We start from the raw sequence: 23,228 nt of genomic DNA on the forward strand, positions 1-23,228 counted from the left end.
GAAAGACCCCGGACGCGATGAACATGGCGAAACGTGACTATTACGAGGTGCTGGGCGTTCCTCGGGGCGCCTCGGCCGACGAGATCAAGAAGGCCTACCGCGCCAAGGCAAAGCAGTTGCATCCCGACCGCAACAAGGATTGCAAGGTGTCCGAAGCCGCGTTCAAGGAAGTGAACGAGGCTTACGATTGTCTGAAGGACGACCAGAAAAAGGCCGCCTACGACCGCTTCGGCCATGCCGCCTTCGAGAATGGCGGCGGCGGTTTCGGCCGTGGCAACGGCCATGGCGATTTCGGCTCGGCCTTTGCCGATGTGTTCGAGGATCTGTTCGGCGACATGATGGGCCGCCGCGCCGGGGGCGGCGGACGCTCGCGCGCCAGCCGCGGCCAGGATCTGCGCTATAACCTGCGCGTCTCGCTCGAGGAAGCCTATAACGGCGCGCAAAAGACCATCACCGTGCCCGGCTCGGTCGCCTGCGGCGCCTGCAACGGCACCGGCGCCGAGGGCGCGGTCGAGCCCGCCACCTGCCCTACCTGCTCGGGCATGGGCAAGGTCCGGGCGACGCAGGGTTTCTTCACCGTCGAGCGCACCTGTCCGACCTGCAACGGCCAGGGCCAGATCGTCAAGAATCCCTGCCAGGAATGCCGCGGCGCCGGCCGCGTCCAGAAAGAGCGCACGCTTTCGGTGAACATCCCCGCCGGGGTCGAGACCGGCACCCGCATCCGCCTGGCCGGCGAGGGGGATGCCGGCATGCGCGGCGGTCCGGCAGGCGATCTCTATATCTTCATCGAGGTCAAGGAACACCCGATCTTCATGCGCGATGGCCGGATGCTGGCCTGCCAGGTTCCGGTCAGCATGGCCACCGCCGCCCTGGGCGGCGAGATCGAGGTGCCGACCATCGACGGCGGCCGCTCGCGCGTCAAGGTGCCGCCGGGCACGCAATCAGGCAAGCAGCTGCGGCTGCGCGGCAAGGGTATGCCGCCCCTGCGCCACGGGCCGGGGCTGAACGGCGAAGCCGGCGACATGCTGATCGAACTGGCGGTCGAAACCCCGGTGAACCTGACCGCGCGCCAGAAGGAGCTTTTGCGCGAGTTCGAGGCGATCAATGCCGACAACAACCCGCAGACCCATGGATTTTTCCAGAAGATCAAAGGCTTCTGGGACGAGATGAAAGGGTGATCAGGCGTTAACCGCCCGTTCATCCTTCCGTGCCAGTCTGGCGGCATGGAACCGAATCGCGCCTTTCACGAAGCTCCGCTTCCGCTTTTCGCCCCCGAGCCAGGAACCGCGGGGGACGAAGCGCCGCCCGCCGGGACTGCCATCCCGGCGCGCGGCAACCGCCTGCCCAGCTATATTGCCGATCACCGCGCCCGGCTGCGCGACCGCTTCATGCAGGGCGGCGCGGCCGCGATGCCCGATTACGAGTTGCTGGAACTGGTGCTGTTCCGCGCCATTCCGCGCCAGGACGTGAAGCCGCTGGCGCGCCGGCTGCTGGACCATTTCGGCGATTTCAACCGCGTGCTTTCGGCCCCGCCAGCCCGGCTGGCCGAGGTTGCGGGCGCAGGCCCCGCCGTGGTGCAGGAGTTGAAGATCGTCGAGGCCGCGGCGCAGCGGCTGGCGCGCTCGCGCGTGCTGCACCGCCCGGTGCTGACCAGCTGGGACGCGCTGTTGGACTATTGCCACACCGCCATGGCGCATCGCGAGATCGAACAGTTCCGCGTGCTTTACCTCGACCGCAAGAACGTGCTGATCGCCGATGAGGAACAGGCCCGCGGCACCGTCGATCACGTCCCGGTCTATCCGCGCGAGATCATGCGCCGGGCGCTGGAGCTGACCGCCAGCGCGCTGATCCTGGTCCACAACCACCCCTCGGGCGATCCAACGCCGTCGCAGGCCGACATCTCCATGACGGCGCGCATCACCGCCGCGGCCGAGGTGATGGGAATCGCCGTCCACGATCACCTGATCATCGGCCGCTCGCGCGAACTCAGCTTTCGCAGCGAAGGACTGCTTTAGCGCAGATACCCCCAAACCCGTCGCTTCCCGCGCAACCAAAATCCCACACCTGCGGCGATTTGCGGCGCTGGCGCGCACCGGGGCCGCTGGACTGACGCGGATTTGATCGCTAGAACCGCCCGGCGAGGGCTGTGCGATAAACACGACCCGTTCCGTCGTATCGCCCCGATTCCGGGGCATAAATGGAGATCAGAACCGTGTCCCACGCAGACGAACACGCAGGCGACCACGGCGCCACCCGGAGGGACTTCCTCTACTACGCGACCGCCGGTGCCGGCGCCGTCGCGGCCGGAGCCGCAGCCTGGACCCTTGTCAACCAGATGAACCCCTCGGCCGACGTCCAGGCGCTCGCCTCGATCCAGGTCGATGTCAGCGGCGTCGAGACCGGCACCCAGCTGACGGTGAAATGGCTCGGCAAGCCCGTGTTCATCCGCCGCCGCACCGAGGAAGAGATCGAGGGGGGCCGCGCCGTCCAGCTGAACCAGCTGATCGACCAGAGCGCCCAGAACCCCAACAAGCCCGACGCGCCCGCCACCGACGAAAACCGCACGATGGACGAGGCCGGAGAATGGCTGGTGATGATCGGCGTCTGCACCCACCTGGGCTGCGTGCCGATCGGCGACGGCGCCGGCGATTTCGGCGGCTGGTTCTGCCCCTGCCACGGCTCGCATTACGATCAGGCGGGCCGCATCCGCCGCGGACCGGCACCGGAGAACCTGCATATCCCGGTCGCCGAATTCCTTGACGAAACCACCATCAAACTGGGCTGAGGAGGCGCACATGGCCGGTATTCCCCACGACCATTACGAGCCCAAGACGGGTTTCGAGCGCTGGCTGCATCGCCGCCTGCCCATCGTCAGCCTGGTCTATGACACGCTGATGATCCCCACCCCCAAGAACCTCAACTGGTGGTGGATCTGGGGCATCGTGCTGGCCTTCTGCCTGGTGCTGCAGATCGCCACCGGCATCGTGCTGGTGATGCATTACACCCCGCATGTCGACCTGGCCTTCGCCTCGGTCGAGCATATCATGCGCGACGTGAACGGCGGCTACATGCTGCGCTACCTGCATGCGAACGGCGCCTCGCTGTTCTTCCTCGCCGTCTATATCCACATCTTCCGCGGCCTCTATTACGGCTCCTACAAGGCGCCGCGCGAAGTGACCTGGATCGTCGGCATGCTGATCTATCTGATGATGATGGGCACCGCCTTCATGGGCTACGTGCTGCCCTGGGGCCAGATGTCCTTCTGGGGCGCCACGGTGATCACCGGCCTGTTCGGCGCGATCCCCGGCATCGGCGAGGCGATCCAGACCTGGCTGCTGGGCGGCCCGGCGGTGGACAACCCGACGCTCAACCGCTTCTTCTCGCTGCATTACCTGCTGCCCTTCGTCATCGCGGCGCTGGTGATCGTCCATATCTGGGCCTTCCACACCACCGGCAACAACAACCCGACCGGCGTCGAGGTCCGCCGCACCTCGAAGGAAGAGGCGAAAAAGGACACCCTGCCCTTCTGGCCCTATTTCGTGATCAAGGATCTGTTCGCGCTGGGCGTGGTGCTGGTGGTGTTCTTCGCCATCGTCGGCTTCATGCCCAACTACCTGGGCCACCCCGACAACTATATCGAGGCGAACCCGCTGGTGACGCCGGCGCATATCGTGCCCGAATGGTATTTCCTGCCCTTCTACGCCATCCTGCGCGCCTTCACCGCCGATGTCTGGCTGGTGATGCTGGTCAACTGGCTGTCCTTCGGCATCATCGACGCCAAGTTCTTCGGCGTGATCGCGATGTTCGGCGCCATCCTGGTCATGGCGCTGGTGCCCTGGCTTGACACCTCGCGGGTGCGCTCGGGCCAGTATCGTCCGCTGTTCAAGTGGTGGTTCTGGCTGCTGGCGGTCGATTTCGTGGTCCTGACCTGGGTGGGCGCCATGCCGGCCGAGGGGATCTACCCCTATATCGCGCTGGCCGGGGCGGCCTATTGGTTCGCCTATTTCCTCATCATCCTGCCGCTGCTGGGCATTATCGAGAAGCCCGATCCCATGCCGCAGACGATCGAGGACGATTTCAATGCCCATTACGGGCCCGAAACCCATCCTGCCGAGTAAGGAGAGGCAACAATGACCCTGAGAAACGCATCGCTCACGGCTGTTGCGGCCCTGACGGTTGCCCTGGCAGGCGGCGCCGTGGCGCAGGACGCCAGCACCGCGCCCGGTACGACGGCCCCCGCGGGCTCGAGCTACCAGACCAACGACACGGCCGCCCCGGCGGCCGAAACGGCGCCGGCGGCTGACACCGCCGCGCCCGAGGCCGGAGCCGCAGGAGGAGCCCCCGCGGAAGAATCCGCCGCCGAGGAACCGGCGGCATCGGAGGCTCCAGCCGCCACCGAAGAGCCGGAAGCGGCCATCGAGGCCGAGCCTGCTGCCGAGGAACCGGCCGCAACCGCCGAGGAGGCCCCCGCCGCGGCGGCCGAGGAGCCGGTTGCTGAAGAGCCTGCCGAGGCGGCCGAGGAGGCCCCTGCAGAGGAACCGACTGCCGAAGAACCCGCTGCCGAGGAAACTCCGGCGGAAGAGGCAGAGCCTGCCGCCGAAGAGCCCGCCGCCGAGGAACCGGAAGCGGACGCCGAGGAAGCCGCCGAAGAGGCGGCTGTCGAGGAGGAAGCTGCCGAGGCAGCCCCGGCCGAACACGCCGAGGAGGCCGCCGACAGCCATGCCGTCGCGCATATCGAGGACATCTCGTTCAGCTTCGAGGGCCCCTTCGGCACCTTCGACCAGCACCAGCTGCAGCGCGGTTTGCAGGTCTATACCGAGGTCTGCTCGGCCTGCCACGGCCTGCGCTACGTGCCGCTGCGGACGCTGGCCGACGAAGGCGGCCCGCAGCTGCCCGAGGACCAGGTCCGCGCCTATGCCGCGAATTTCGACATCACCGATGCCGAAACCGGCGAGGATCGGCCGCGTGTTCCCACCGACCACTTCCCGACCGTGACCGGCGACGGCATGGGCCCGGACCTGTCGCTGATGGCCAAGGCGCGCGCCGGCTTCCACGGCCCCTATGGCACCGGCCTTGCGCAGCTGTTCAAGGGCATCGGCGGCCCGGAATACATCCACGCCGTGCTGACCGGCTATGACGGCGAGGAAAAGGAAGAGGCGGGGACGGTGCTTTACCACAACGCCGCCTTTGCGGGGAACTGGATCCAGATGGCGCCGCCGCTCAGCGACGACCAGGTCACCTATGAGGACGGGACCCCGGCGACGGTCGACCAGATGGCGCGCGACGTGGCCGCCTTCCTGATGTGGACCGCCGAGCCGAAGATGATGGACCGCAAGCAGGTCGGCTTCGTCTCGGTACTCTTCCTGATCGTGCTGTCGGCGCTGCTCTACCTGACCAACAAGAAGCTGTGGCAACCGATCAAGCATCCGCGCAAGCCGGAATGATCGCCCGCCCCTGATCCTGGAACGCGCCCCCTCGGGGCGCGTTTTTTCATGGCCGGTCGCGCTTCCCGCCCCGGCCGATATGGACAAGCCGGCCGCGCCTCGTTCAGATGGCCTGGCAGGGCACTGGCAAGGGACGGGACATGGCGATCTATAATCTCGGCTCGATCAATATCGATCATGTCTATTGCCTGCCCGCCCTGCCCCGTCCGGGCGAGACGCGGCACGCGCTATCCTATGCGCAGGGGCTGGGCGGCAAGGGCGCGAACCAGTCGGTCGCCGCCGCCCGCGCCGGGGCCGATGTCATCCACCTGGGCGCCATGGGCACGGGCGACGACTGGGTGCCGCGGCGACTTGCCGCGGCAGGGGTCGGGATCTCGGCCATCACCCGGCTGCCCGGCATTGCCACCGGCCATGCCATCATCATGGTCGATGCGGCGGGCGAGAACTCGATCGTGGTGCATGGCGGCGCCAACATGGCGCTGCCGGCCAACCTGGCCAGCCCGGCCGGCCTGGGGCGCGGCGACATCCTGCTGATGCAGAACGAAACCAACCTGCAAGCCGAAGCCGCCCTGCACGCCCGCCGGGCCGGGGCGCGGGTGATCTATTCCGCCGCCCCCTTCAGCATCGCCGCGCTGCGCGAGGTGCTGCCGCATGTCTCGATCCTGGCGGTGAACCAGATCGAGGCCCGCGACACGTTCGCCGCCTTTGGCGAAGACCTGCCGGTCGAGGGCATGCTGATCACCCGCGGCGCCGAGGGGGCCGAGTTCCGCGACCTCGGCAGCGGGCAGGTCTGGCGCCAGCCGGCCTTTGCGGTGCAGGCGGTGGATACGACCGGCGCCGGGGATTGCTTTACCGGCTGGTTCGCCGCCGGGCTGGCGCGGGGCGAGGACATGCCGACCGCATTGCGCCACGCCGCCGCCGCCGCCGCGCTGCAAGTCACCCGCCAGGGCGCCGGCGACGCCATGCCTGACCGCGCAGAAGTCCTGGCCTTTCTGAAAGCCCGCGGCTGAGAGCTTGCCCGCAGCCCCGCATCTGCCTATCTGGAGCCCATGAGAATACCGTTCCTGAACCGCCCGGCCACCGTCGCCGTCCTGCGCCTGCAAGGCGCCATCGGGGTTGCCGGCCGCGGCGGCCCCGGCCTGTCCGATGCCGCCCTGGCGCCGCTGCTGGAGCGCGCCTTCAAGCGCCGCAAGCCCGCCGCCGTGGCCTTGGCGCTGAACTCGCCCGGCGGCTCGCCGGTGCAGTCCAGCCTGATCGGCGCCCGCATCCGCCGCCTTGCCGAGGAGCGCGAGATCCCGGTCCATGCCTTCGTCGAGGACGTGGCGGCCTCGGGCGGCTATTGGCTGGCGACGGCGGCGGACTACATCTGGGCCGACGACAGCTCGGTGCTCGGCTCGATCGGGGTGATCTCCTCGGGCTTCGGTTTTGCCGAGTTGATCCAGCGCCACGGCATCGAGCGCCGCGTGCATACCGCCGGCCGTTCCAAGTCGATGCTGGATCCCTTCCGCCCCGAAACGCCCGAGGATGTCGCGCGGCTGAACCGCCTGCTGGGCCCGATCCACGACGCCTTCAAGCAGCAGGTGCGCGCCCGCCGCGGCAGCCGCCTGCCCGAGGACAGCGACCTGTTCACCGGCGAGATCTGGACCGGCCGCGAGGCGGTGGAACTGGGCCTTGCCGACGGCATCGCCCATCTGGTGCCCAAGATGCGCGAGCTTTACGGCAAGGAGGTGCGCTTCCTGACCTATGGCCAGCGCGTGCCGCTGCTGCGCCGCTTCGGCCTTTCCGCCGATGACCTGATCGACGGGATCGAGGAGCGCGCCGCCTTCGCGCGCTTCGGGGCGGGACGCGGATGATCAAGACCGTCATCCTGTGCCTGCTCATCATCATCGCGCTGGCCTTGGCCGCCGGTCCGGCGGTGCGCCGCGTGATCGCGCGGCTGCTGGGGATCGGGCGGAAATGACCGCGCTGGTGACCGGAGGCGCCCGCCGGCTGGGGCGGGCCATCACCCTGTACCTGGCCCGGCGCGGGCTGGACGTGGCGATCCATTACCAAAGTTCGGCCGCCGAGGCCGAGGCCACCGCCGCCGAGGCCCGCGCCCTGGGCGTGCGCGCCGAGATCTTCGCGGCGGACCTGCTGGACCTGGACCAGAGCGAGGCGCTGGTGGACCGCACCCAGGCCGCGCTGGGACCGCTGGCGCTGCTGGTGAACAATGCCTCGATCTTCGAATATGACAACATCGCCACGGCGACGCGCGACAGCTGGGACCGGCACATCGGATCGAACCTGCGCGCGCCTTTCGTGCTGACCCAGGCCTTTGCCCGGCAGGCCCCCAGGGCGGATCGCAGCGGGACCGAGCCGGTGGCGCGCGCGCTGGTGGTCAACATGATCGACCAGCGCGTGCTGAAGCCGACGCCCGAATTCATGACCTATTCGCTGGCCAAGGCCGGGCTGTGGTGGCTGACCCGGACCTCGGCCCAGGCGCTGGCGCCCGAGATCCGCGTCAACGCCATCGGCCCCGGCCCGACCATGCAGGGCACCCGCCAATCCGACAGCCATTTCGCCAACCAGCGCGCCGCGACCATCCTGCAACGCGGCGCCGGGCCCGAGGATGTCTGCGCCGCGCTGGGTTACCTGATGGATGCGCCATCGGTCACCGGACAGCTGATCTGCGTGGACGGCGGCCAGCACCTTGCCTGGCGCACCCCCGACGTCCTGGGCGTCGAGTAAGGCGGAAAATCGCTCGTCTGCGGCAAGTTGTCCACTTTGCGGAAGGCATTCACGCAATCTTCACGATTCTGGTAAGAATTTCAGTCGATTGCACAGGAGAGAAAAAATAGTGATATTAATCATTGGCTTACAATACTGCCTAGAATTTGTGCAAAGTGACGAAACCCCAAGAAACGCTAATTGAACATGTGATACTCCCAAGCTGACTCACAGAGTTATCCACAGATTCCGTGGACAGGATTCAGCTTGAACTTTCCTGCCCGAACTTGCAGCCGAGGCTGAGAATCATTTCGTTAGCAGCATGACCGATTCCACCCCAGAAACGCGCCCTGCCAAGACCGGCCATGCGCTGATCCAGGACTATCTGCGCACGCTCGACGGCTCGCCGGGGGTCTATCGCATGCTGGATGCGCAAGGGGCGGTGCTTTACGTCGGCAAGGCCCGGAACCTGCGGGCCAGGGTCGCGAACTATGCGCGCGGCACCGGGCATTCGGCGCGGATCGCGCGGATGATCCGCGAGACCTGCTCGATGATGTTCCTGACCACGCGCACCGAGACCGAGGCGCTGCTCTTGGAGCAGAACCTGATCAAGCAGCTCAAGCCGCGCTACAACGTGCTCTTGCGCGACGACAAGAGCTTTCCCAACATCCTGGTCGCCAAGTCGCACCCCTTCGCGCAGATCAAGAAGCACCGCGGCGCCAAGGCGGAAAAGGGCGACTATTACGGCCCCTTCGCCAGCGCCGGGGCGGTGAACCGGACGCTGAACCAGCTGCAGCGGGTGTTTTTGCTGCGGTCCTGCACCGACGCCACCTTCTCCAGCCGGACCCGGCCCTGCCTGCTTTACCAGATCAAGCGCTGCAGCGCGCCCTGCGTCGGGCGGATCGGGCTGGAGGAATACAATGCCCTGGTCGCCGATGCCGAACTGTTTTTGCAGGGCAAGACCACCCGCATCCAGGCCGACCTGGCGCGCGAGATGGCCGAGGCCGCGGAAGCGATGGAATACGAACGCGCCGCCGCGCTGCGCGACCGCATCAAGGCGCTGACCGCCGTGCAATCGGTGCAGGCCATCAACCCGCGCGGCGTGCCCGAGGCCGACGTGATCGCGCTGCACATGGAGGGCGGGCAAGCCTGCGTGCAGGTCTTCTTCATCCGCGGCAACCAGAGCTGGGGCAACCGCGACTTCTATCCGCGGCTGAACGGGGTGGAATCGGCCGACGAGGTGATGCAGGCTTTCCTTGCACAATTCTACGACGGCAAGGTGCCGCCGCGGCTGATCCTCTTGTCGCATGGCATCGAAGACCCGGACCTGATGACCGATGCGCTGTCGGAAAAGGCCGGGCGCAAGGTCACGCTGGGCGTGCCCCGGCGCGGCGAAAAGGCCGAGCTGGTGGAAAACGCCCTGCGCAATGCCCGCGAAAGCCTGGCGCGGCGCATGTCGGAAAGCGCCGCGCAGCAGCGGCTGCTGGAGGGGCTGGCCGAGGCCCTGGACCTGCCCGCGGTGCCGCAGCGGATCGAGGTCTATGACAACAGCCATATCCAGGGCACCAATGCCGTCGGCGGCATGGTCGTCGCCGGCCCCGAGGGCTGGATCAAGAGCCAGTATCGCAAGTTCAACATCAAGGGCACCGAGATCACCCCGGGCGACGATTTCGGCATGATGAAGGAGGTGCTGACCCGCCGCTTCTCGCGCCTGCTGAAAGAGGATCCGGATCGCCAGACCGACACCTGGCCGGACCTGTTGCTGATCGACGGCGGCGCCGGGCAGGTCTCGGCCGTGCATGAGATCATGGCCGAGATGGGGGTCGAGGACATCCCCATGGTCGGCGTCGCCAAGGGCGAGGACCGCGACCACGGCAAGGAAGAATTCCACCGCTACGGCCAGCGGCCCTTCGCCCTGCGGATGAACGACCCGGTGCTGTATTTCGTCCAGCGCCTGCGGGACGAGGCGCATCGCTGGGCCATCGGCACGCATCGCGCCAAGCGGGCCAAGGCCACGATGGCCAATCCGCTGGACGAGATCCCCGGCATCGGCGCCGCCCGCAAGCGCGCGCTGCTCCAGCATTTCGGCAGCGCCAAGGCGGTCAGCCGCGCCGGTCTGGCCGACCTGGTCGCGGTCGAGGGCATCAGCGAATCCATGGCGCAGAAGATCGTCGACCATTTCCACAAGGGCTGACCGGAGGAAGCCATGGAGGACAGCATCCGCGCCTTCTTCGCCCGCTACGAGCGGCTGTTCGCGCAGGCGCTGGCCGGCGAGGCGGATATGGAGGAGCTTGCCGCTCTTTACGCGCCGGAGTTCATCGCCGCATCTCCGGCGGGGGTGAAGGCGGGCCGGAACGACGACCAGCTAAGGCAGGCGATGGCGCAGGGTTATGCGCATTACCGCACCATCGGCACCAAGGCGATGACGATCCGCGCGATCCGGCTTTCGCCGATGGACGCGCTGCATTGCCTGGCCCATGTCGGCTGGCGGGCCGTCTATGACCGGGGCAAGGCGCCCGATGTGACCATCGACTTCGAGGTGCATTACCTGGTGCAGATCCTCGACGGGACGCCCAGGGTCTTTGGCTGGGTGACGGGCGACGAAGAGGCGCTGCTGAAGCAGCGCGGCATCCTCTGATCAGCGGCAGCGCGCCGGGTTCACCCCCACCGCGTTGAGGCCCCAATCGGTCATCTGCGCGACAAGCTGCTGGCCGGCCGCGTCGAAGGCCGGGATCAGGTCGGCGGTCTTCGTCGTCGCCGCCTGGGCCGTGGCGGTGAAATGCCCGCGCGAGACGACGCGGGCGTCCATCTCGCGCACCATCTGCGCATCGACCGTCAGCTTGATGATGGCGCCCTGTCCCGCGACCTCGGCGTTGAAATCGTTGATCTCGGAGATCAGCGCATAGTCGCCCGCCGCGCCCAGCGGCGCGCGGCCGACATGGGTGAAGGCGTCATAGACGGCAAAGCCCCGCACCAGCAGGGTTTGCAGCGTCACCGGCACCGTGTCGCCCCAGCGCGCATCGGGCAGGTATTGCGTCTGCAACTGGTTCGGCCGGATCATGATGCGGTCGGTGTCCAGCGTGCCGCGCGCCTTGGGCGGCTCGATCACCAGCTCGGCCAGCCGGCCGCGGCCGCAGCTTTGCGGCACGTCCGAAGGCGGGCGCAGTTCGAACACGTCGCGGTCGGGCTCGCCCTCCAGCGCGCGCAAGGCGGCGCAGCCCGGCAGGGTCAGGGTCAGGACAAGCAAGGCGGCGGCAAGACGCATGGCGGACCTCTCAGCGGCGGAATTCGGGCGCGCGCGGCCCCGAGAAGATTTGCGAGGGGTTGCGCCGCAACGCCGAGACCAGCTCGTTCACATTGCCCACCAGCCCGCGCAGATCGCTGGCCATGCGGGTGAATTGCGGCAGCCCCTCGCGAGTGAAAGCCTGCACCGGGACGCGGGCGCTGTCCAGCATCCCGCGCAGGCTGGCAAAGGCGGTCTCGGCGCTGTCGGCGGCATTGCGCAGCCGCTCGGTGATCTCGGGCAGGTCGGCGACCACGCGGTCGATGGCCTCGTTCGCCTTGCCCAGCGTCACGCGTAGATCGGCCACCACCGGCTCGACATTGCTGTTGATGACCCGGTCGGCGCCGTCGAAGGCGCGCTCGGCCGAGGCCAGCGTGCGGCTGCCGACCTCCAGCGCCGCGTCCAGGCTGTCGAGGCTTTGCTCGGCGCGCCCGGCCAGCCGGGCCAGGTCGGATTGCAGCATAGCGGCGGTCTGGTCCAGCCGCTGCGTCAGCGCCTTCAGGTCGTCCGCGACATAGGCGCGCATCTCGTCCAGCGTGGCGGTGCCCGAATCCAGCGCCGCGTCGACCTTGGCCGCGCTTTCACTGAACTTGGCCAGCGCCGTGTCGGCATTGCCCAGCGTCGTCTCGGCCGCGGCGCCGAGCCCGTCCAGCCGCTCGCCGAAGCCCGAAATGTCGGATGCGGCCGAGGCGATGGATTCGGTGGCCGTGGTTACATCGGCCAGCGCCTTGTCCAGGTTGGCGCTGGAGCGTTCGACATTGTCCAGAATGCTGCGCACCCGGTCCTGGTTCTCGTCGCCCAGAAGCTGCGTCAGCTGCTCGGCCACGGTGTTCAGCCGCGAGATCATCTCGGGGCCCTGGTCCGACAGGGTTTGCAGCGCCGAGCGGTTGGCGGTGATCACCGGGATCGAATCGGGGTCCACGTCGCGCAGCAGCGGCGAATCGGGCTGGCCCGAGGTGATCGCCACGCTGGCGACGCCGGTGACGCCCTGGATCTCGATGGCGGCGCGGGAATCGATGCGCACCGGCGTGTCCTCGGCCACCTCGACCCGGACCCGGACCGCGCCGTTCACGCTTTGCGACAGCTGCATGTCCACCACCTTGCCGACGGAAAGCCCGGCGAAAAGCACCTCCGAGGATATACCCAGGCCCGAGACTTCCGGGAAATAGATGTCGTAATAGGCGAATTGCCGGTCCAGCTGCAGCTTGGCGAACCACATCAGGAACAGCAGCATCCCCAGGAAGCCGGCGATGGTGAAGGCTCCGATCAGGACGTAATTGGCCTTGGTCTCCATCGCTTCACTCCTTTGCGCGGCCGGTGGCCATGGCGGCGCGGGCACGGGGCCCGTGGAAATATTCATGCACCCAAGGGTGATCGACCCGAAGCATCTCGGCCATGGTGCCGCTGACCAGCACCTTGTTTTCCGCCAGCACCGCGATGCGGTCGCAACAGGCATGCAGCGTATCCAGGTCATGCGTGACCAGGAACACCGACAGGTCCAGCGCATCGCGCAGCTCGACGATCAACCGGTCGAAGGCATCGGCGCCGATCGGGTCCAGCCCCGCCGTGGGTTCGTCCAGGAACAGGATCTCGGGGTCCAGCGCCAGCGCGCGCGCCAGCCCCGCGCGTTTCCTCATGCCGCCCGACAGGTCCGAAGGGTATTTGTCATTGGCGCTCCACGGCAGCCCGGCCATCGAGACCTTGAGTTCGGCCAGCCCCTGCCGTGCCTCGGGCGACAGGTCCGGCACGGCGCGCAGCGGCACCTCGACATTCTCGCGCACGGTCAGCGAGGAAAACAGCGCGCCGCCCTGGAACATCACGCCCCAGCGCCGCTCTAGCGCCTCGCGCGCGGGGCCGCTCAGCGCCGCCACGTCCTCGCCAAAGACCCGCACCGTGCCGGCGGTCGGCCGGTTCAGCCCGACGATGGTGCGCAAGAGCACCGATTTCCCGGTGCCCGAGCCGCCGACCACGCCCAGGATCTCGCCCCGCCGCAGGTCGAGGTCCAGCCCGTCATGCACGACATGGCGGCCGAACTGGGTGCGCAGGCCCCGGACCTCGATGATATTGCCGCTCACAGCCCCACCTCGGAGAAGAAGATCGAGAACAGCGCGTCGGCGACGATCACGGCGAAGATGGCGTTGACCACGGCGCGCGAGGTCTCGGCCCCCAGCGATTCCGCGTCCTTGCCGACCTTCATCCCGGCATGGCAGCCGATGACGCCGATGATCAGCGCAAAGACCGGCGCCTTGGACAGGCCGACGATGACATGGTCGACGCTGGTATCCGCCAGCAGACGATAGCGGAACATCGAGGGCGAGATGCCCAGCTCGATCCAGGACATCAGCGCGCCGCCGACCAGCCCGGCGATATTGGCGATCAGTCCCAGGATGGGCAGGGTGATGATCAGCGCCAGCACGCGCGGCAGGATCAGCACCATGTCGGGGTCCAGCCCCAGCGTGCGCATGGCGTCGATTTCCTCGTTCATCTTCATCGAGCCGATCGAGGCGGTCAGCGCCGAGGCGGTGCGGCCGGCGACGATGATCGCGGTCAGCAGGATGCCCAGCTCGCGCAGGATGGAAATGGCGATCAGGTCGATGACAAAGACCTCGGCCCCGAACTGGCGCAGCTGGACGGCACCCTGGAAGGCCAGCACGATGCCGATCAGAAAGGACATCAGCGCCACGATGGGCACGGCGCGCAAGCCCGTCTCCTGGCAGTGATAGACCAGCGAGGTCAGGCGGAAATCGCCCGGATGCCGGATGCCGCGCGCCAGGGCGGCCAGGAAGCGGCCCAGGTATTCGGCGATCTCGCGCAGGAACAGCAGCGCCGCGGCCATGCGCCGCCCGGTCTGTTCCAGCACCCGCCGCCAGCCGGCCAGGCCGGCGGTTTCGGCATCGGGCCGGGGCAGCGCCTGGCGCACGGTGTCCAGCAGCCGGGCCTGCGCCCCGCTCAGCCCGTCCAGCTGCGCGCCCTGGCGTTCGCGCCCGACCAGGTACCAGGCGGCGGCGGTGTCGATGCGCGTCAGCCCCGACAGATCCAGCCGGTCTGCCGCGCCGGCCTCGGGCGGCAGTTGGCCCAGCGTCCAGACCGTGAACTCGCCCGCCAGCCGCAATGCGCCGCCTGAAACCGCGGCGCTGAACTTGGGATCTGCGGAAAGGCTGGCCATGGCGGTCCCGTTCGCAAAGGGTAAGTGGGATTCATCCAGCGATTGCGCGGGTTTGTCAAATCCGCCGGGCGGTTCCGGCCCAGGGCTGTGGCCGATCCGCCCCGGCCCAGGCGGTGCGCCCGGCCCAGGGCGAAAATTCAACCAAGGCCTTCCAATTGCATGGATTGACCGAAATACCCGCACTGGTTCAGTTGGCGCATCCCGTTTTCTCCGCATGGGCGGCAGAGCCGTGCCGGCGGGCCGGGATGAAACGCGCTGCGGCCCCTCTGGTCCAAGGGACGTGGCCGGCCCAGTAAATCGCTTGCGGCCTGGCCCGCGACCCCTGCGGCCAAGGCCAAGCCGGAAAGGCGCCTCGGGATCCGGCTGAACGGGTGCCATTTTGACCATGATCGGGGGCGCGACCGCCCCTAGCCTTGCGCCAGGGCGCGCATCATCCTGACCGGCTCGGTCCGGGCCAGGCGCAGCACATGCGCCATATAGGGCTGTTGCAGATCCTCGGTCCGCAGCGCGGCGTAAAGCCGGCGCAGCGTGCCCTGGCGGCCCAGGGGCAGCAGCGCCAGTTCGGGATTGCCGGCCTGGGCGCGCAGCACCCAATCGGGCATCACCGCCACGCCGCGTCCCGATGCGATCAGCATCAGCGCAATGGCGGGCTGCTCGACCTGGCGGACATGGGCCGGCTCGACCCCGGCCGGGTCCAGGAATTGCGAGAAAACGTCCAGCCGCGCCCGCTCCATCGGATAGGTGATCAGCGTCTCGCCCGCCAGGTCGGCCGGCTCGGCATAGCCCTTGGCGGCAAGCGGATGGCCGGCGGCCACGACCATGGTCGGCGCATAGTCGAAGAGCGGCTGGAAGGTGATGCCGGAAATCTCCTCGGGGTCGGAGGAGATCACCATGTCCACCTGCCCCCGCTGCAAGGCCGGCAGCGCCTTCAGCGCCAGGCTGGAGCGGATGTCCAGGTCGACCTCGGGCCAGGCGCGGCGGAACTGGTCCAGCACCGGCAAGAGCCAGTCGAAGCAGTGATGGCATTCCATGGCCACATGCAGCCGCCCGGCGCGGCCCAGTTCGACGGCGCGGAACTCGGCCTCGGCCGCGTCGATCAGCGGCAAGACCTGCTCGGCCGTGCGCAAAAGCCGCATTCCCGCTGCCGACAGTCGCAAGGGCTTGGTCTTGCGCAGGAAAAGCTCGACCCCGGCCTGTTCCTCCAGCGCCTTGATCTGATGCGACAGTGCCGATTGCGTCAGGTTCAGCACCTCGGCCGCACGGGCCAGGCCGCCCTGTTCATGGATGGCGCGCAGGCTGCGCAAATGGCGAAGTTCAAGGTGCATCTTGACTGGAACTCATGACGATCTTGAGGATTATGAATTTGTCTCACGTCGCGACGCGTGTCACAAGGCCTGCGACAAAAGGATGGCATCATGACGACACCCGCGATCAGCTTCGAGTTCTTTCCGCCCCGGAACCTGGACCAGTCCTTCCGGCTGTGGGAGACGGCGCGGGCGCTGGCGCCCTTGGGGCCGGATTTCGTCTCGGTCACCTATGGCGCGGGCGGCACCACCCGGCAGCTGACGCATGAGGCGGTGACGGCGCTGGCCAGCCATTACGGGCTGAACGTCGCCGCGCACCTGACCTGCGTCGATGCCACGCGCGAGGAGACGCTGCAAATCGTCCAGGATTACGCCGCCGCCGGCGTGCATGAGATCGTGGCGCTGCGCGGCGATGCGCCGCAGGGACAGGACCGCTTCACCCCGCATCCCGAGGGTTTCGCCAATTCGGTCGAACTGATCGAGGCCATCGCGGCGCGCGGCGACATGACCATCCGCTGCGGCGCCTATCCCGAGCCGCATCCCGAAAGCCCCGACACCGCCGCCGACGTGGCCTGGCTCAAGCGCAAGGTCGATGCCGGCGCGACTTCGGCGATGACGCAGTTCTTCTTTGACGCCGAGACCTATTTCCGCTTTCGCGACGCCTGCCAGGCGGCGGGGATCGCGGCACCGATCATTCCCGGCATCCTGCCGATCCAAAGCTGGGCCGGCACCCGCCGCTTTGCCGAACGCTGCGGCACCTCGGTCCCGCAATGGGCCGAGGACGCCTTCGCCGCCGCCGGCAAGGAGGGCGAGGCGCAGCTGGCGCTGGAGACCTGCGTCAAGCTGTGCGAGCGGCTGGTCGAAGGCGGCGTGGACAGGCTGCATTTCTACACGCTGAACAAGCCCGATCTGGTGCTGAAGGTCTGCGCCGCGCTGGGGATCGAGCCCAAGGGCGAATTTTCGCGCGTGGCCTGAACCGGGACGGACGCATGGGGCGCCGCCGCGCGGCATCAGCCGTCCGGCCCCTGCCCCGCCGGCGTGGCGATTTCCGGCTGCGGCGCCGTCGCCGGCCGGGCCGCCGCATCCTTTGCCTTGGGCCTGGCCCGGACCAGCCGGCGATGCGGGCGCGGCGGCGCGGCCTCGGCCAGCGCCCCGGCCAGCAGCGCCGGGCCGGTATAGGGCCGCGGCACGGAAGGGTGCAGCATCTCGGACGGATCGGCCCCGGCAAGGCGCGGCGCGCGCGCCAGGAAGGCCTTGCCCCAGTTGCGCCACGACCCGACCGAGGGCGCGGTGGCGTCGCAGGCGAAATGCGCACGCCAGCCATCCGGCAGCGGCAGGCCAAAGGCCTCGGCCCGCGACATCATCCAGACCAGCGGGATATTGGCCAGCGGCCGGGCATATTCCAGCCCCGAAAGCTGGCCACCCACATCCGGGTGGCAGCCGCGAAACCACATCTGCTCGATCCGGCCGGGGGCCGAGGCGCTGTCCCAGATCAGCGGCTGGAAGGCCGCCCGCGTCTCGTCCAGCGCCAGCGCCTGCACGCCACGCTCGACATGCGCGCCCAGATGCGCGTCGTGAAAGCGAAAGCGCGGCTCGGTCAGCATCCACAAAAGCGGCAACCGGATCCCCAGCGCCATCACCGTGTCAAAGACCCCGATCATGCGGATCGGCACGACCGGGTGGCACAGCGCGGGATCCAGCCGGCCGACCATGCGGTCGCGGCCCTGCCGGTAAAGCTGCCAGGCCTGCTGGACGTTGCGGCGCGTGGCATGGGCATGGGTCAGCAACCCCACCCGCCCGATCATGCCGGCAAGCGAGCGCGCGGCAAAGGCGCCACGGGAATAGCCAAAGAAGAACAAGGGATTGCCCGGCCGCCATTCGCGGGCAAGCCAGGCATAGGCACCGCAGATATGCCGCTCCAGCGCCGAGCCCATGGCCAGTTCCGGCAAGGTGCGCCAGGCCTCCCATTGCTGGCCGGGGGCGTAATGCACCGCAAGCGGCACCGGCAGCGCCCCGCATTCGCCCGACAGCAGGGCGTGGATGCGGGCGATGGACGACCTTCGCCCCTCGGTCAGCGAGGCGAAGGTGCCATCCATCAGGACAACCTGGCATATCGGCGGGCGGGATGATTCCATGGTCCGACGCTAGCATGGAAACGCGAAGCGTCGATTAATCCCTATTCAAGCGCGTTCACGGTCAGGTGTGCCATCAACCCGAAGCCGTTGAAGCGGGTGTTGGTGACGGTCGAATAGGCGCCGGCACCGTGGAAGACGACATAGTCGCCCTCCTGGATATTGGCCGGCAGGGACAGCTCGCCCGGCAGCCGGTCCACCGAATCGCAGGTCGGGCCGAAGATGATGCGCGGCATCGGCTCTTCCTCGCGCGCCGTGCCCTCGGGCGTCAGCACCTGCAGCCGGTCGAGATTGCCGACGATGGGCAGTTCGAACAGCCCGCCATAGACGCCGTCGTTCAGGAACACGTTCTGGCCGTCGCGCACCGCCTTGACGCGGGTGATCAGCGAAAAGGCGTCGGCGCAAAGCCCGCGGCCGGGCTCGCAGACCAGCTGCGGCGCATCGGTGCCGAAGGCCTCGTCGGTCACGCGGCGGATCAGGCCGAAGATCGCGGCCAGGTCCGGCTCGACCCCGGTCACGCGATGCGAGGGGAAGCCGCCGCCCACGTTCAGCCGCCGCGCCCTGACGCCGGCCATGGCGCAGATCTCGGCCGCGGTGGTGATATAGCTTTCCCAGGCATGCGGATCGACGCATTGCGTGCCCGGATGGAAGGTCAGCGAGGGGATATAGCCGCGCTCCGCCACCGCGCGCAGCAGCTCGGCCGCCAGTTCCGGCGTGGCGCCGAACTTCGAGCCGAAATCATAGGCCGCGCCCAGCACCGGCAGCTTGAAGCGCGGCGAGATCTCGCAATGCTCGGCCGGCACGCGGGCGAAAAGCTTGTCCAGCTCCGAGCGGCTGTCCACCGACCAGGCCTTGATCCCCGCCTCGACGGCATGGGCGATCTCGGCCTGCGAGCGCACGGGGTTGTGGTAATGGCGCGCCGCATCCGGGGCCAGCCGGCCGATCAGGTCGATCTCATAGGGCGAGGCCACGTCGAAGCCCTTGATCCCGGCCGCCGAAAGCGTGCGGATCACCGCCTCGTCCGGGTTCGACTTGACCGCATAGGTGACGAGGCCGGGAAAGCCCTGCAGGAACCGCTGGGCGGTGGCGCTCAGGACCGAGGGGGCAAAGACCATCACCGGATTTTCCGGCGCCAGCCTGCGGATGATCTCGGCGGGATTGTTCCAGACGGTCTTGGGGCCGCGGCCCTCGGTCAGTCCCATCGGCATGTCCTTCCTGTGCGCGTGTGGGGGTGCAAACAAGTCTGCGCCCTATGGGTTCCGATTGCTGCAATGAAAAGGGTGGAAATGGGCCGCGACTTCGTTAATATGCCAAAAGCTTCGGCAAATCGACAGGTGGGCGGGTGGACGAACTTGATCGCGGGATTCTGGCCCATCTGGCGCAGGACGCACGCATGTCCGTGGCGGTTCTGGCGCGGCGGCTCAAGGTGGCGCGGTCCACCGTGCAGGCGCGGCTGGAGCGGCTGGAAACCTCGGGCGCCATCGCGGGTTACACGCTGCGGCTGGGCGATTCCGCGCGCGAGCATCGCATCCGCGCCACCTGCCTGCTGACCATCGAGCCGCGCGCCCAGGCGGCGATCCTGGCCCGGCTGCGCAGCCTGCCCGAGGTCGAGCGCATCCATACCACCAGCGGCCGCGTCGATCTTTTGCTGCAACTGGCCGCCATATCGACCAGCCAGCTTGACGATGTGCTGGATCAGATCGGCGGTTTGACCGGCGTCCGCTCCAGCGAGAGCCTGATTCACCTGTCCACCAAGCTGGATCGCGCCGCCTGATCGTGTCCCCTGCGCAACAATGTGACAATCGTGTCGCCGTATTTGCGCTGATCGATGCGTTCCAGCCCGGCGACCGGTCCGGGCGGGGCCGATTCCTCCCAGACCACCATGCCGCCCGGCGCGATCCAGCCGCCGGCCAGCGCCGATTCCAGCGCCCGCTCGCCCAGGCCCTTGCCATAGGGCGGGTCCAGGAAGACCAGCCCATAGGGCGCGCCGCGATTCTCGCCCAGCCTTGTCGCGTCGCGGCGCCAGACATCGGTCACGCCCATGGCGCGGGCCTTGTCGATATTGGCGCGCAACAGCGCCCGCGCCGCCACGCCGTCATCGACGAAGGCCACGCGGGCGGCACCGCGCGACAATGCTTCCAGCCCCAGCGCGCCGGTGCCGGCGAACAGGTCCAAGACCCGCGCACCGGGGATCGGATTGCCATGCGTGCCGTTGATCAGCAGGTTGAAGACCGACTCGCGCACCCGGTCGGTGGTCGGGCGCAGATGCGCCGCCGGATCGCCGGCCCCGATCTCGGCCAGTTTCAGCCCGCGCAGGGTGCCGCCGACGATTCTCATGCCATCAGCGCCTTCAGCTCGGTGGCCTCGGCCACCGCCTCGGGCTCGGGCGAGCGGCCGGCCTCGATCAGCCGCTTGCCGATCATATAGGCGCGGGCATCGTTCAGCGCGTCCACGGCGATCAGCCGGCCGCCCCTGAAATACCAGACCGAGCCGCCATTCGCCGCCGGCCGCGTCACCACCCGGTCGTAACCCAGGTTCAGCCCGGCGATCTGCAGTTTCGCATCGAACTGGTCCGACCAGAACCAGGGCTTGGGCACATAGGGGGCATCGGCGCCCAGCATGTTCGCCGCCACCGCCTCGGCCATGTCGATGGCATTGCCGACGCTTTCCAGCCGCAGCCGCCCCCCCGCTGCCGGAAAGCTGGCGCAATCGCCCGCCGCCCAGATCGACGGGTCCGAGCTGCGGCCAAGCGCATCCACGGCGATGCCGTTGTCGATGGCCAGCCCCGCCGCCTCGGCCAGCGCGGTTTCGGGCGCGATGCCGATGCCGCAGATCACCAGATCGGCCGACAGGCGGCGGCCGTCGGCCAGTTCCACCCCATCGGCAGCCGTGTCGCCGGTGATACGGGCAATGCCGGTGCCCTCGACGATCTCGACGCCATGGGCGCGGTGCAGGGCGCGGATCATGTCCGCGGTCTCGGGCGCGGCGACACGGCCCAGGATGCGCGGCGCCGCCTCGACCAGCGCGACCTCCAGCCCCAGCTTGCGGGCCACCGCTGCGGCCTCCAGCCCGATATAGCCGCCGCCGATCACCACCAGACGGCGCCCGGCCACCAGCGCCGGCCTGAGGCCCGCGATGTCGGCCAGGTTGCGCACCACATGCACGCCGGGCAGGTCGCCGCCCATCGCGGCCGGCAGGCGGCGCGGACTCGCGCCCAAAGTCAGGGCAAGCTGGTCATAGGGATATTCGCCGCGCTCCGTCGCCACCACGCGGCGGGCGCGGTCGATCCGGACCGCACGCTCGCCCAGGTGCAGGGCGATGCCCTGTTCGTCCCACCAGTCCGGGGCGCGCAGCGTCAGCCGGTCCAGCCCCATCTCGCCCAGCAGATAGGCCTTGGACAAGGGCGGGCGCTGATAGGGGGCAGCCGGCTCGTCGCCGATGAGGGCGATGCCGCCCCCATGCCCCAGCGCGCGCAGTTTCGCCGCCAGAGAGGCCGCCGCCTGCCCCGCGCCAAGGATCACGATGTTCATTCTTCGCCCTCGCTGGTTTGCCCGCGGCGCAGAGCCTATAGTTGCGCCCGGAACGATGCAATTGACGGAGGAACCGCGCATGTCCATCGCAAAAGGCGACAAGCTGCCCGAAGGCAAGCTGCTGAAACTGGGCGCCAATGGCCCCGAGGAAGTGGCCGCCGCCGACCTGGCCCAGGGCCTCGTGGCGATCTTTGCCGTGCCGGGCGCCTATACGCCGACCTGCACCAACGCCCATATGCCCAGCTTCGTGAAAAGCGCCGGCAATTTCCGCGACAAGGGCGTCTCGCGCCTGGTCTGCATCACGGTGAACGACCCCTTCGTGGCCGGCAAATGGGCCGCGGATACCGGCGCGACCGATGCCGGAATCGAGGTGCTGGCCGATGCCGACGGCAGCTTCACCAAGGCGCTGGGGATGAACATCCAGGGTGCAGGCTGGATCAACGGCCGCTCGAAACGCTATGCCATGCTGGTCAACGACGGCACGATCGAAGAGCTTCAGGTCGAAGAAGCGCCCAGCGCCTGCTCGGTTTCCTCGGGCGAATCACTGCTGGAACTGGTCTGAGGCGCCAGGCGGAACAGCGCCGTGAACTGCTGCGCGGCGCTGCGGTCGCCGCGCAGCCCGATCAGCCCGGCCGAGGCCAGCGCCACCGGCCCCGGCCCATAGACCGCCGCCGCCAGCGCATTGCCCGAACCCTCCAGCACGAAATCCGCCGCCGGCACCCGCGCCGCCCGGACCAGCGGCAACCCGTCCGCCGAAAGCGCGACCTCGAACCCCTCCTTGCCCGAGACGAAGCCGGCGCGCAGCGGTGATCCGGCAGCAGCCGCGCTGTCCACCGTGGCCGAGATCGAGATCATCAGCGCGGAAATGCTGATGAATTTGCGCGGATCGTGCCCCGGCATCACCAGCGCCCAGCGGCACAGCTCGCGCAGCAGCGGATGCAGCGCCCGGCCGGCCTCGGTCAGCGCATAGACCCCCAGCACATCGTCATGCGCCACCACCCCCGCCTGCACCAGCTGGTTCAGGCGCTGGGTCAGCACGCTGGCCGTGACGCCGGGCAGCCCGGCGCGGATCATCTGGAACCGCTTGGGTGCGAACATCAGTTCGCGCACCACCAGCAGCGCCCAGCGGTCGCCGATGAAATTCAACGCATGGGCGCCAAGGCACCCTTCCTCGTAGCGCAGTCGCGAGATCTTGCCAGTGTTAGTCATGTTTCAATATTAACAGTTGCTTTTTAATACTGCAACTGCCAACCTGCGACTCATTGGCGCATCTTGCGCCCGATGAGGAGGAAGAGAGATGACCTACTACTCCGGTTTCCTGCTGCCGGTTCCGACGGCGAACAAGCAGAAATACATCGACATGGCCCAGGGGGCCTGGTCCATGTTCAAGCGCTATGGCGCGCTGCGCATGGTAGAGGCCTGGGGCGTGGACGTGCCCCGCGGCAAGGTCAACGATTTCTACATGTCCACCCAGGCCAAGGACGACGAGACCGTGGTGTTTTCCTGGATCGAATGGCCGGACAAGGCGACCGCGGATGCGGGCTTTGAAAAGATGATGGCCGACCCCGAGATGCAGGGGCCGCCCGAGATGCCCTTCGACGGCATGCGGATGATGTGGGGCGGCTTCGAGCCCATCGTGGACGAGAAAGCCTGAGGGGGCAGC

The 23,228-nt window shown here is 68.1% G+C and carries 23 protein-coding genes and 1 pseudogene; 14 read left to right on the forward strand and 10 right to left on the reverse strand.

Annotation, left to right across the window (positions count from 1 at the left end; all coding sequences use genetic code 11):
- Positions 1-23: 23 nt before the first annotated feature.
- From dnaJ to ESD82_RS18810, 10 genes and pseudogenes are all read left to right on the forward strand, one after another.
- Positions 24-1,178 (forward strand): molecular chaperone DnaJ, encoded by a 1,155-nt coding sequence (gene dnaJ / locus ESD82_RS18765; protein ID WP_024843578.1) that lies wholly within the window; start codon positions 24-26, stop codon positions 1,176-1,178.
- A 45-nt stretch (positions 1,179-1,223) separates the two neighbouring features.
- Positions 1,224-2,015, forward strand: a complete 792-nt coding sequence (gene radC / locus ESD82_RS18770; protein ID WP_024843577.1) for a RadC family protein — start codon at positions 1,224-1,226, stop codon at positions 2,013-2,015.
- 197 nt (positions 2,016-2,212) lie between these two features.
- A complete protein-coding gene (gene petA / locus ESD82_RS18775) occupies positions 2,213-2,785 on the forward strand; it encodes a ubiquinol-cytochrome c reductase iron-sulfur subunit (RefSeq protein ID WP_024843576.1) in 573 nt (190 codons plus the stop codon).
- A 10-nt stretch (positions 2,786-2,795) separates the two neighbouring features.
- Entirely contained in the window at positions 2,796-4,118 is a 1,323-nt protein-coding gene (petB, locus tag ESD82_RS18780) for a cytochrome b (protein ID WP_024843575.1), read from the forward strand.
- A 612-nt stretch (positions 4,119-4,730) separates the two neighbouring features.
- Positions 4,731-5,444, forward strand: a pseudogene (locus ESD82_RS18785) (cytochrome c1); the annotation flags it as partial.
- A 140-nt stretch (positions 5,445-5,584) separates the two neighbouring features.
- Positions 5,585-6,454, forward strand: coding sequence for a ribokinase (locus ESD82_RS18790; RefSeq protein WP_024843573.1), 870 nt, complete (start codon positions 5,585-5,587; stop codon positions 6,452-6,454).
- A gap of 39 nt (positions 6,455-6,493) precedes the next feature.
- Complete coding sequence (locus ESD82_RS18795) at positions 6,494-7,297, forward strand: S49 family peptidase (protein ID WP_024843572.1); 804 nt, start codon at positions 6,494-6,496, stop codon at positions 7,295-7,297.
- A 103-nt stretch (positions 7,298-7,400) separates the two neighbouring features.
- Positions 7,401-8,171 carry an SDR family oxidoreductase gene (locus tag ESD82_RS18800; RefSeq protein ID WP_147427635.1) on the forward strand — a complete coding sequence of 257 codons (771 nt, stop codon included), beginning with the start codon at positions 7,401-7,403 and terminating at the stop codon, positions 8,169-8,171.
- A 301-nt stretch (positions 8,172-8,472) separates the two neighbouring features.
- On the forward strand, positions 8,473-10,344 hold the full coding sequence (gene uvrC, locus ESD82_RS18805; RefSeq protein WP_024843570.1) for an excinuclease ABC subunit UvrC: 1,872 nt from the start codon (positions 8,473-8,475) through the stop codon (positions 10,342-10,344).
- A gap of 12 nt (positions 10,345-10,356) precedes the next feature.
- Entirely contained in the window at positions 10,357-10,788 is a 432-nt protein-coding gene (locus ESD82_RS18810) for a DUF4440 domain-containing protein (RefSeq protein WP_024843569.1), read from the forward strand.
- On the opposite strand, the gene ESD82_RS18815 is transcribed toward ESD82_RS18810, so the two are convergent.
- The 5 genes from ESD82_RS18815 to ESD82_RS18835 all read right to left on the reverse strand — a co-directional run bounded on the left by ESD82_RS18815 (position 10,789) and on the right by ESD82_RS18835 (position 15,924).
- Entirely contained in the window at positions 10,789-11,415 is a 627-nt protein-coding gene (locus ESD82_RS18815) for an ABC-type transport auxiliary lipoprotein family protein (protein ID WP_147427634.1), read from the reverse strand. It abuts the gene before it with no gap.
- Positions 11,416-11,425: 10 nt separating this feature from the next.
- Entirely contained in the window at positions 11,426-12,727 is a 1,302-nt protein-coding gene (locus ESD82_RS18820; RefSeq protein WP_147427633.1) for an MlaD family protein, read from the reverse strand.
- Positions 12,728-12,731: 4 nt separating this feature from the next.
- Entirely contained in the window at positions 12,732-13,508 is a 777-nt protein-coding gene (locus ESD82_RS18825) for an ABC transporter ATP-binding protein (RefSeq protein WP_024843566.1), read from the reverse strand.
- Positions 13,505-14,599 (reverse strand): MlaE family ABC transporter permease, encoded by a 1,095-nt coding sequence (locus ESD82_RS18830; protein ID WP_024843565.1) that lies wholly within the window; start codon positions 14,597-14,599, stop codon positions 13,505-13,507. Before ESD82_RS18830 ends, ESD82_RS18825 begins: the two co-directional genes overlap by 4 nt.
- A gap of 407 nt (positions 14,600-15,006) precedes the next feature.
- Positions 15,007-15,924: a LysR family transcriptional regulator gene (locus tag ESD82_RS18835; protein ID WP_024843564.1), complete on the reverse strand. Its 918-nt coding sequence runs from the start codon at positions 15,922-15,924 to the stop codon at positions 15,007-15,009.
- A gap of 90 nt (positions 15,925-16,014) precedes the next feature.
- Here ESD82_RS18835 and metF point away from each other — a divergent pair, with 90 nt between their 5' ends.
- Positions 16,015-16,878, forward strand: a complete 864-nt coding sequence (metF, locus tag ESD82_RS18840) for a methylenetetrahydrofolate reductase [NAD(P)H] (protein ID WP_024843563.1) — start codon at positions 16,015-16,017, stop codon at positions 16,876-16,878.
- 35 nt (positions 16,879-16,913) lie between these two features.
- Here metF and ESD82_RS18845 read toward each other — a convergent pair whose 3' ends face one another.
- Positions 16,914-17,999 carry a DUF2235 domain-containing protein gene (locus ESD82_RS18845; protein WP_024843562.1) on the reverse strand — a complete coding sequence of 362 codons (1,086 nt, stop codon included), beginning with the start codon at positions 17,997-17,999 and terminating at the stop codon, positions 16,914-16,916.
- 80 nt (positions 18,000-18,079) lie between these two features.
- Positions 18,080-19,237 (reverse strand): type III PLP-dependent enzyme, encoded by a 1,158-nt coding sequence (locus ESD82_RS18850; RefSeq protein WP_147427632.1) that lies wholly within the window; start codon positions 19,235-19,237, stop codon positions 18,080-18,082.
- 140 nt (positions 19,238-19,377) lie between these two features.
- Here ESD82_RS18850 and ESD82_RS18855 point away from each other — a divergent pair, with 140 nt between their 5' ends.
- Positions 19,378-19,809, forward strand: coding sequence for an Lrp/AsnC family transcriptional regulator (locus ESD82_RS18855; RefSeq protein WP_024843560.1), 432 nt, complete (start codon positions 19,378-19,380; stop codon positions 19,807-19,809).
- Here the strand turns inward: ESD82_RS18855 and rsmD are convergent.
- Both rsmD and ESD82_RS18865 read right to left on the reverse strand, forming a co-directional pair.
- Entirely contained in the window at positions 19,776-20,372 is a 597-nt protein-coding gene (gene rsmD / locus ESD82_RS18860; RefSeq protein WP_024843559.1) for a 16S rRNA (guanine(966)-N(2))-methyltransferase RsmD, read from the reverse strand. The genes ESD82_RS18855 and rsmD overlap by 34 nt on opposite strands.
- The gene (locus tag ESD82_RS18865; protein WP_147427631.1) at positions 20,369-21,565 is read right to left on the reverse strand and encodes an NAD(P)/FAD-dependent oxidoreductase; all 1,197 of its coding nucleotides are present in this window, start codon (positions 21,563-21,565) and stop codon (positions 20,369-20,371) included. The genes rsmD and ESD82_RS18865 overlap by 4 nt, the downstream gene beginning before the upstream one ends.
- A gap of 79 nt (positions 21,566-21,644) precedes the next feature.
- Here ESD82_RS18865 and ESD82_RS18870 point away from each other — a divergent pair, with 79 nt between their 5' ends.
- Complete coding sequence (locus ESD82_RS18870; RefSeq protein ID WP_024843557.1) at positions 21,645-22,127, forward strand: peroxiredoxin; 483 nt, start codon at positions 21,645-21,647, stop codon at positions 22,125-22,127.
- On the opposite strand, the gene ESD82_RS18875 is transcribed toward ESD82_RS18870, so the two are convergent.
- Positions 22,061-22,774: a winged helix-turn-helix transcriptional regulator gene (locus ESD82_RS18875; RefSeq protein WP_024843556.1), complete on the reverse strand. Its 714-nt coding sequence runs from the start codon at positions 22,772-22,774 to the stop codon at positions 22,061-22,063. The genes ESD82_RS18870 and ESD82_RS18875 overlap by 67 nt on opposite strands.
- Positions 22,775-22,862: 88 nt before the next feature.
- On the opposite strand from ESD82_RS18875, the gene ESD82_RS18880 reads away from it, so the two are divergent.
- Entirely contained in the window at positions 22,863-23,219 is a 357-nt protein-coding gene (locus ESD82_RS18880) for a DUF1428 domain-containing protein (RefSeq protein WP_024843555.1), read from the forward strand.
- Positions 23,220-23,228: the final 9 nt, after the last annotated feature.

Origin of the sequence: Paracoccus pantotrophus (assembly GCF_008824185.1) — a bacterium.
GTDB classification, from domain to species: Bacteria; Pseudomonadota; Alphaproteobacteria; order Rhodobacterales; family Rhodobacteraceae; genus Paracoccus; species Paracoccus pantotrophus.

Coding starts and splice junctions, on each gene's coding strand:
- dnaJ (WP_024843578.1), top strand. CDS start 24: ATGGCGAAACGTGACTATTACGAGGTGCTGGGCGTTCCTCGGGGCGCC.
- radC (WP_024843577.1), top strand. CDS start 1,224: ATGGAACCGAATCGCGCCTTTCACGAAGCTCCGCTTCCGCTTTTCGCC.
- petB (WP_024843575.1), top strand. CDS start 2,796: ATGGCCGGTATTCCCCACGACCATTACGAGCCCAAGACGGGTTTCGAG.
- ESD82_RS18790 (WP_024843573.1), top strand. CDS start 5,585: ATGGCGATCTATAATCTCGGCTCGATCAATATCGATCATGTCTATTGC.
- ESD82_RS18795 (WP_024843572.1), top strand. CDS start 6,494: ATGAGAATACCGTTCCTGAACCGCCCGGCCACCGTCGCCGTCCTGCGC.
- ESD82_RS18800 (WP_147427635.1), top strand. CDS start 7,401: ATGACCGCGCTGGTGACCGGAGGCGCCCGCCGGCTGGGGCGGGCCATC.
- uvrC (WP_024843570.1), top strand. CDS start 8,473: ATGACCGATTCCACCCCAGAAACGCGCCCTGCCAAGACCGGCCATGCG.
- ESD82_RS18810 (WP_024843569.1), top strand. CDS start 10,357: ATGGAGGACAGCATCCGCGCCTTCTTCGCCCGCTACGAGCGGCTGTTC.
- ESD82_RS18815 (WP_147427634.1), bottom strand. CDS start 11,415: ATGCGTCTTGCCGCCGCCTTGCTTGTCCTGACCCTGACCCTGCCGGGC.
- ESD82_RS18820 (WP_147427633.1), bottom strand. CDS start 12,727: ATGGAGACCAAGGCCAATTACGTCCTGATCGGAGCCTTCACCATCGCC.
- ESD82_RS18830 (WP_024843565.1), bottom strand. CDS start 14,599: ATGGCCAGCCTTTCCGCAGATCCCAAGTTCAGCGCCGCGGTTTCAGGC.
- ESD82_RS18835 (WP_024843564.1), bottom strand. CDS start 15,924: ATGCACCTTGAACTTCGCCATTTGCGCAGCCTGCGCGCCATCCATGAA.
- metF (WP_024843563.1), top strand. CDS start 16,015: ATGACGACACCCGCGATCAGCTTCGAGTTCTTTCCGCCCCGGAACCTG.
- ESD82_RS18845 (WP_024843562.1), bottom strand. CDS start 17,999: ATGGATGGCACCTTCGCCTCGCTGACCGAGGGGCGAAGGTCGTCCATC.
- ESD82_RS18850 (WP_147427632.1), bottom strand. CDS start 19,237: ATGGGACTGACCGAGGGCCGCGGCCCCAAGACCGTCTGGAACAATCCC.
- rsmD (WP_024843559.1), bottom strand. CDS start 20,372: ATGAGAATCGTCGGCGGCACCCTGCGCGGGCTGAAACTGGCCGAGATC.
- ESD82_RS18865 (WP_147427631.1), bottom strand. CDS start 21,565: ATGAACATCGTGATCCTTGGCGCGGGGCAGGCGGCGGCCTCTCTGGCG.
- ESD82_RS18870 (WP_024843557.1), top strand. CDS start 21,645: ATGTCCATCGCAAAAGGCGACAAGCTGCCCGAAGGCAAGCTGCTGAAA.
- ESD82_RS18875 (WP_024843556.1), bottom strand. CDS start 22,774: ATGACTAACACTGGCAAGATCTCGCGACTGCGCTACGAGGAAGGGTGC.
- ESD82_RS18880 (WP_024843555.1), top strand. CDS start 22,863: ATGACCTACTACTCCGGTTTCCTGCTGCCGGTTCCGACGGCGAACAAG.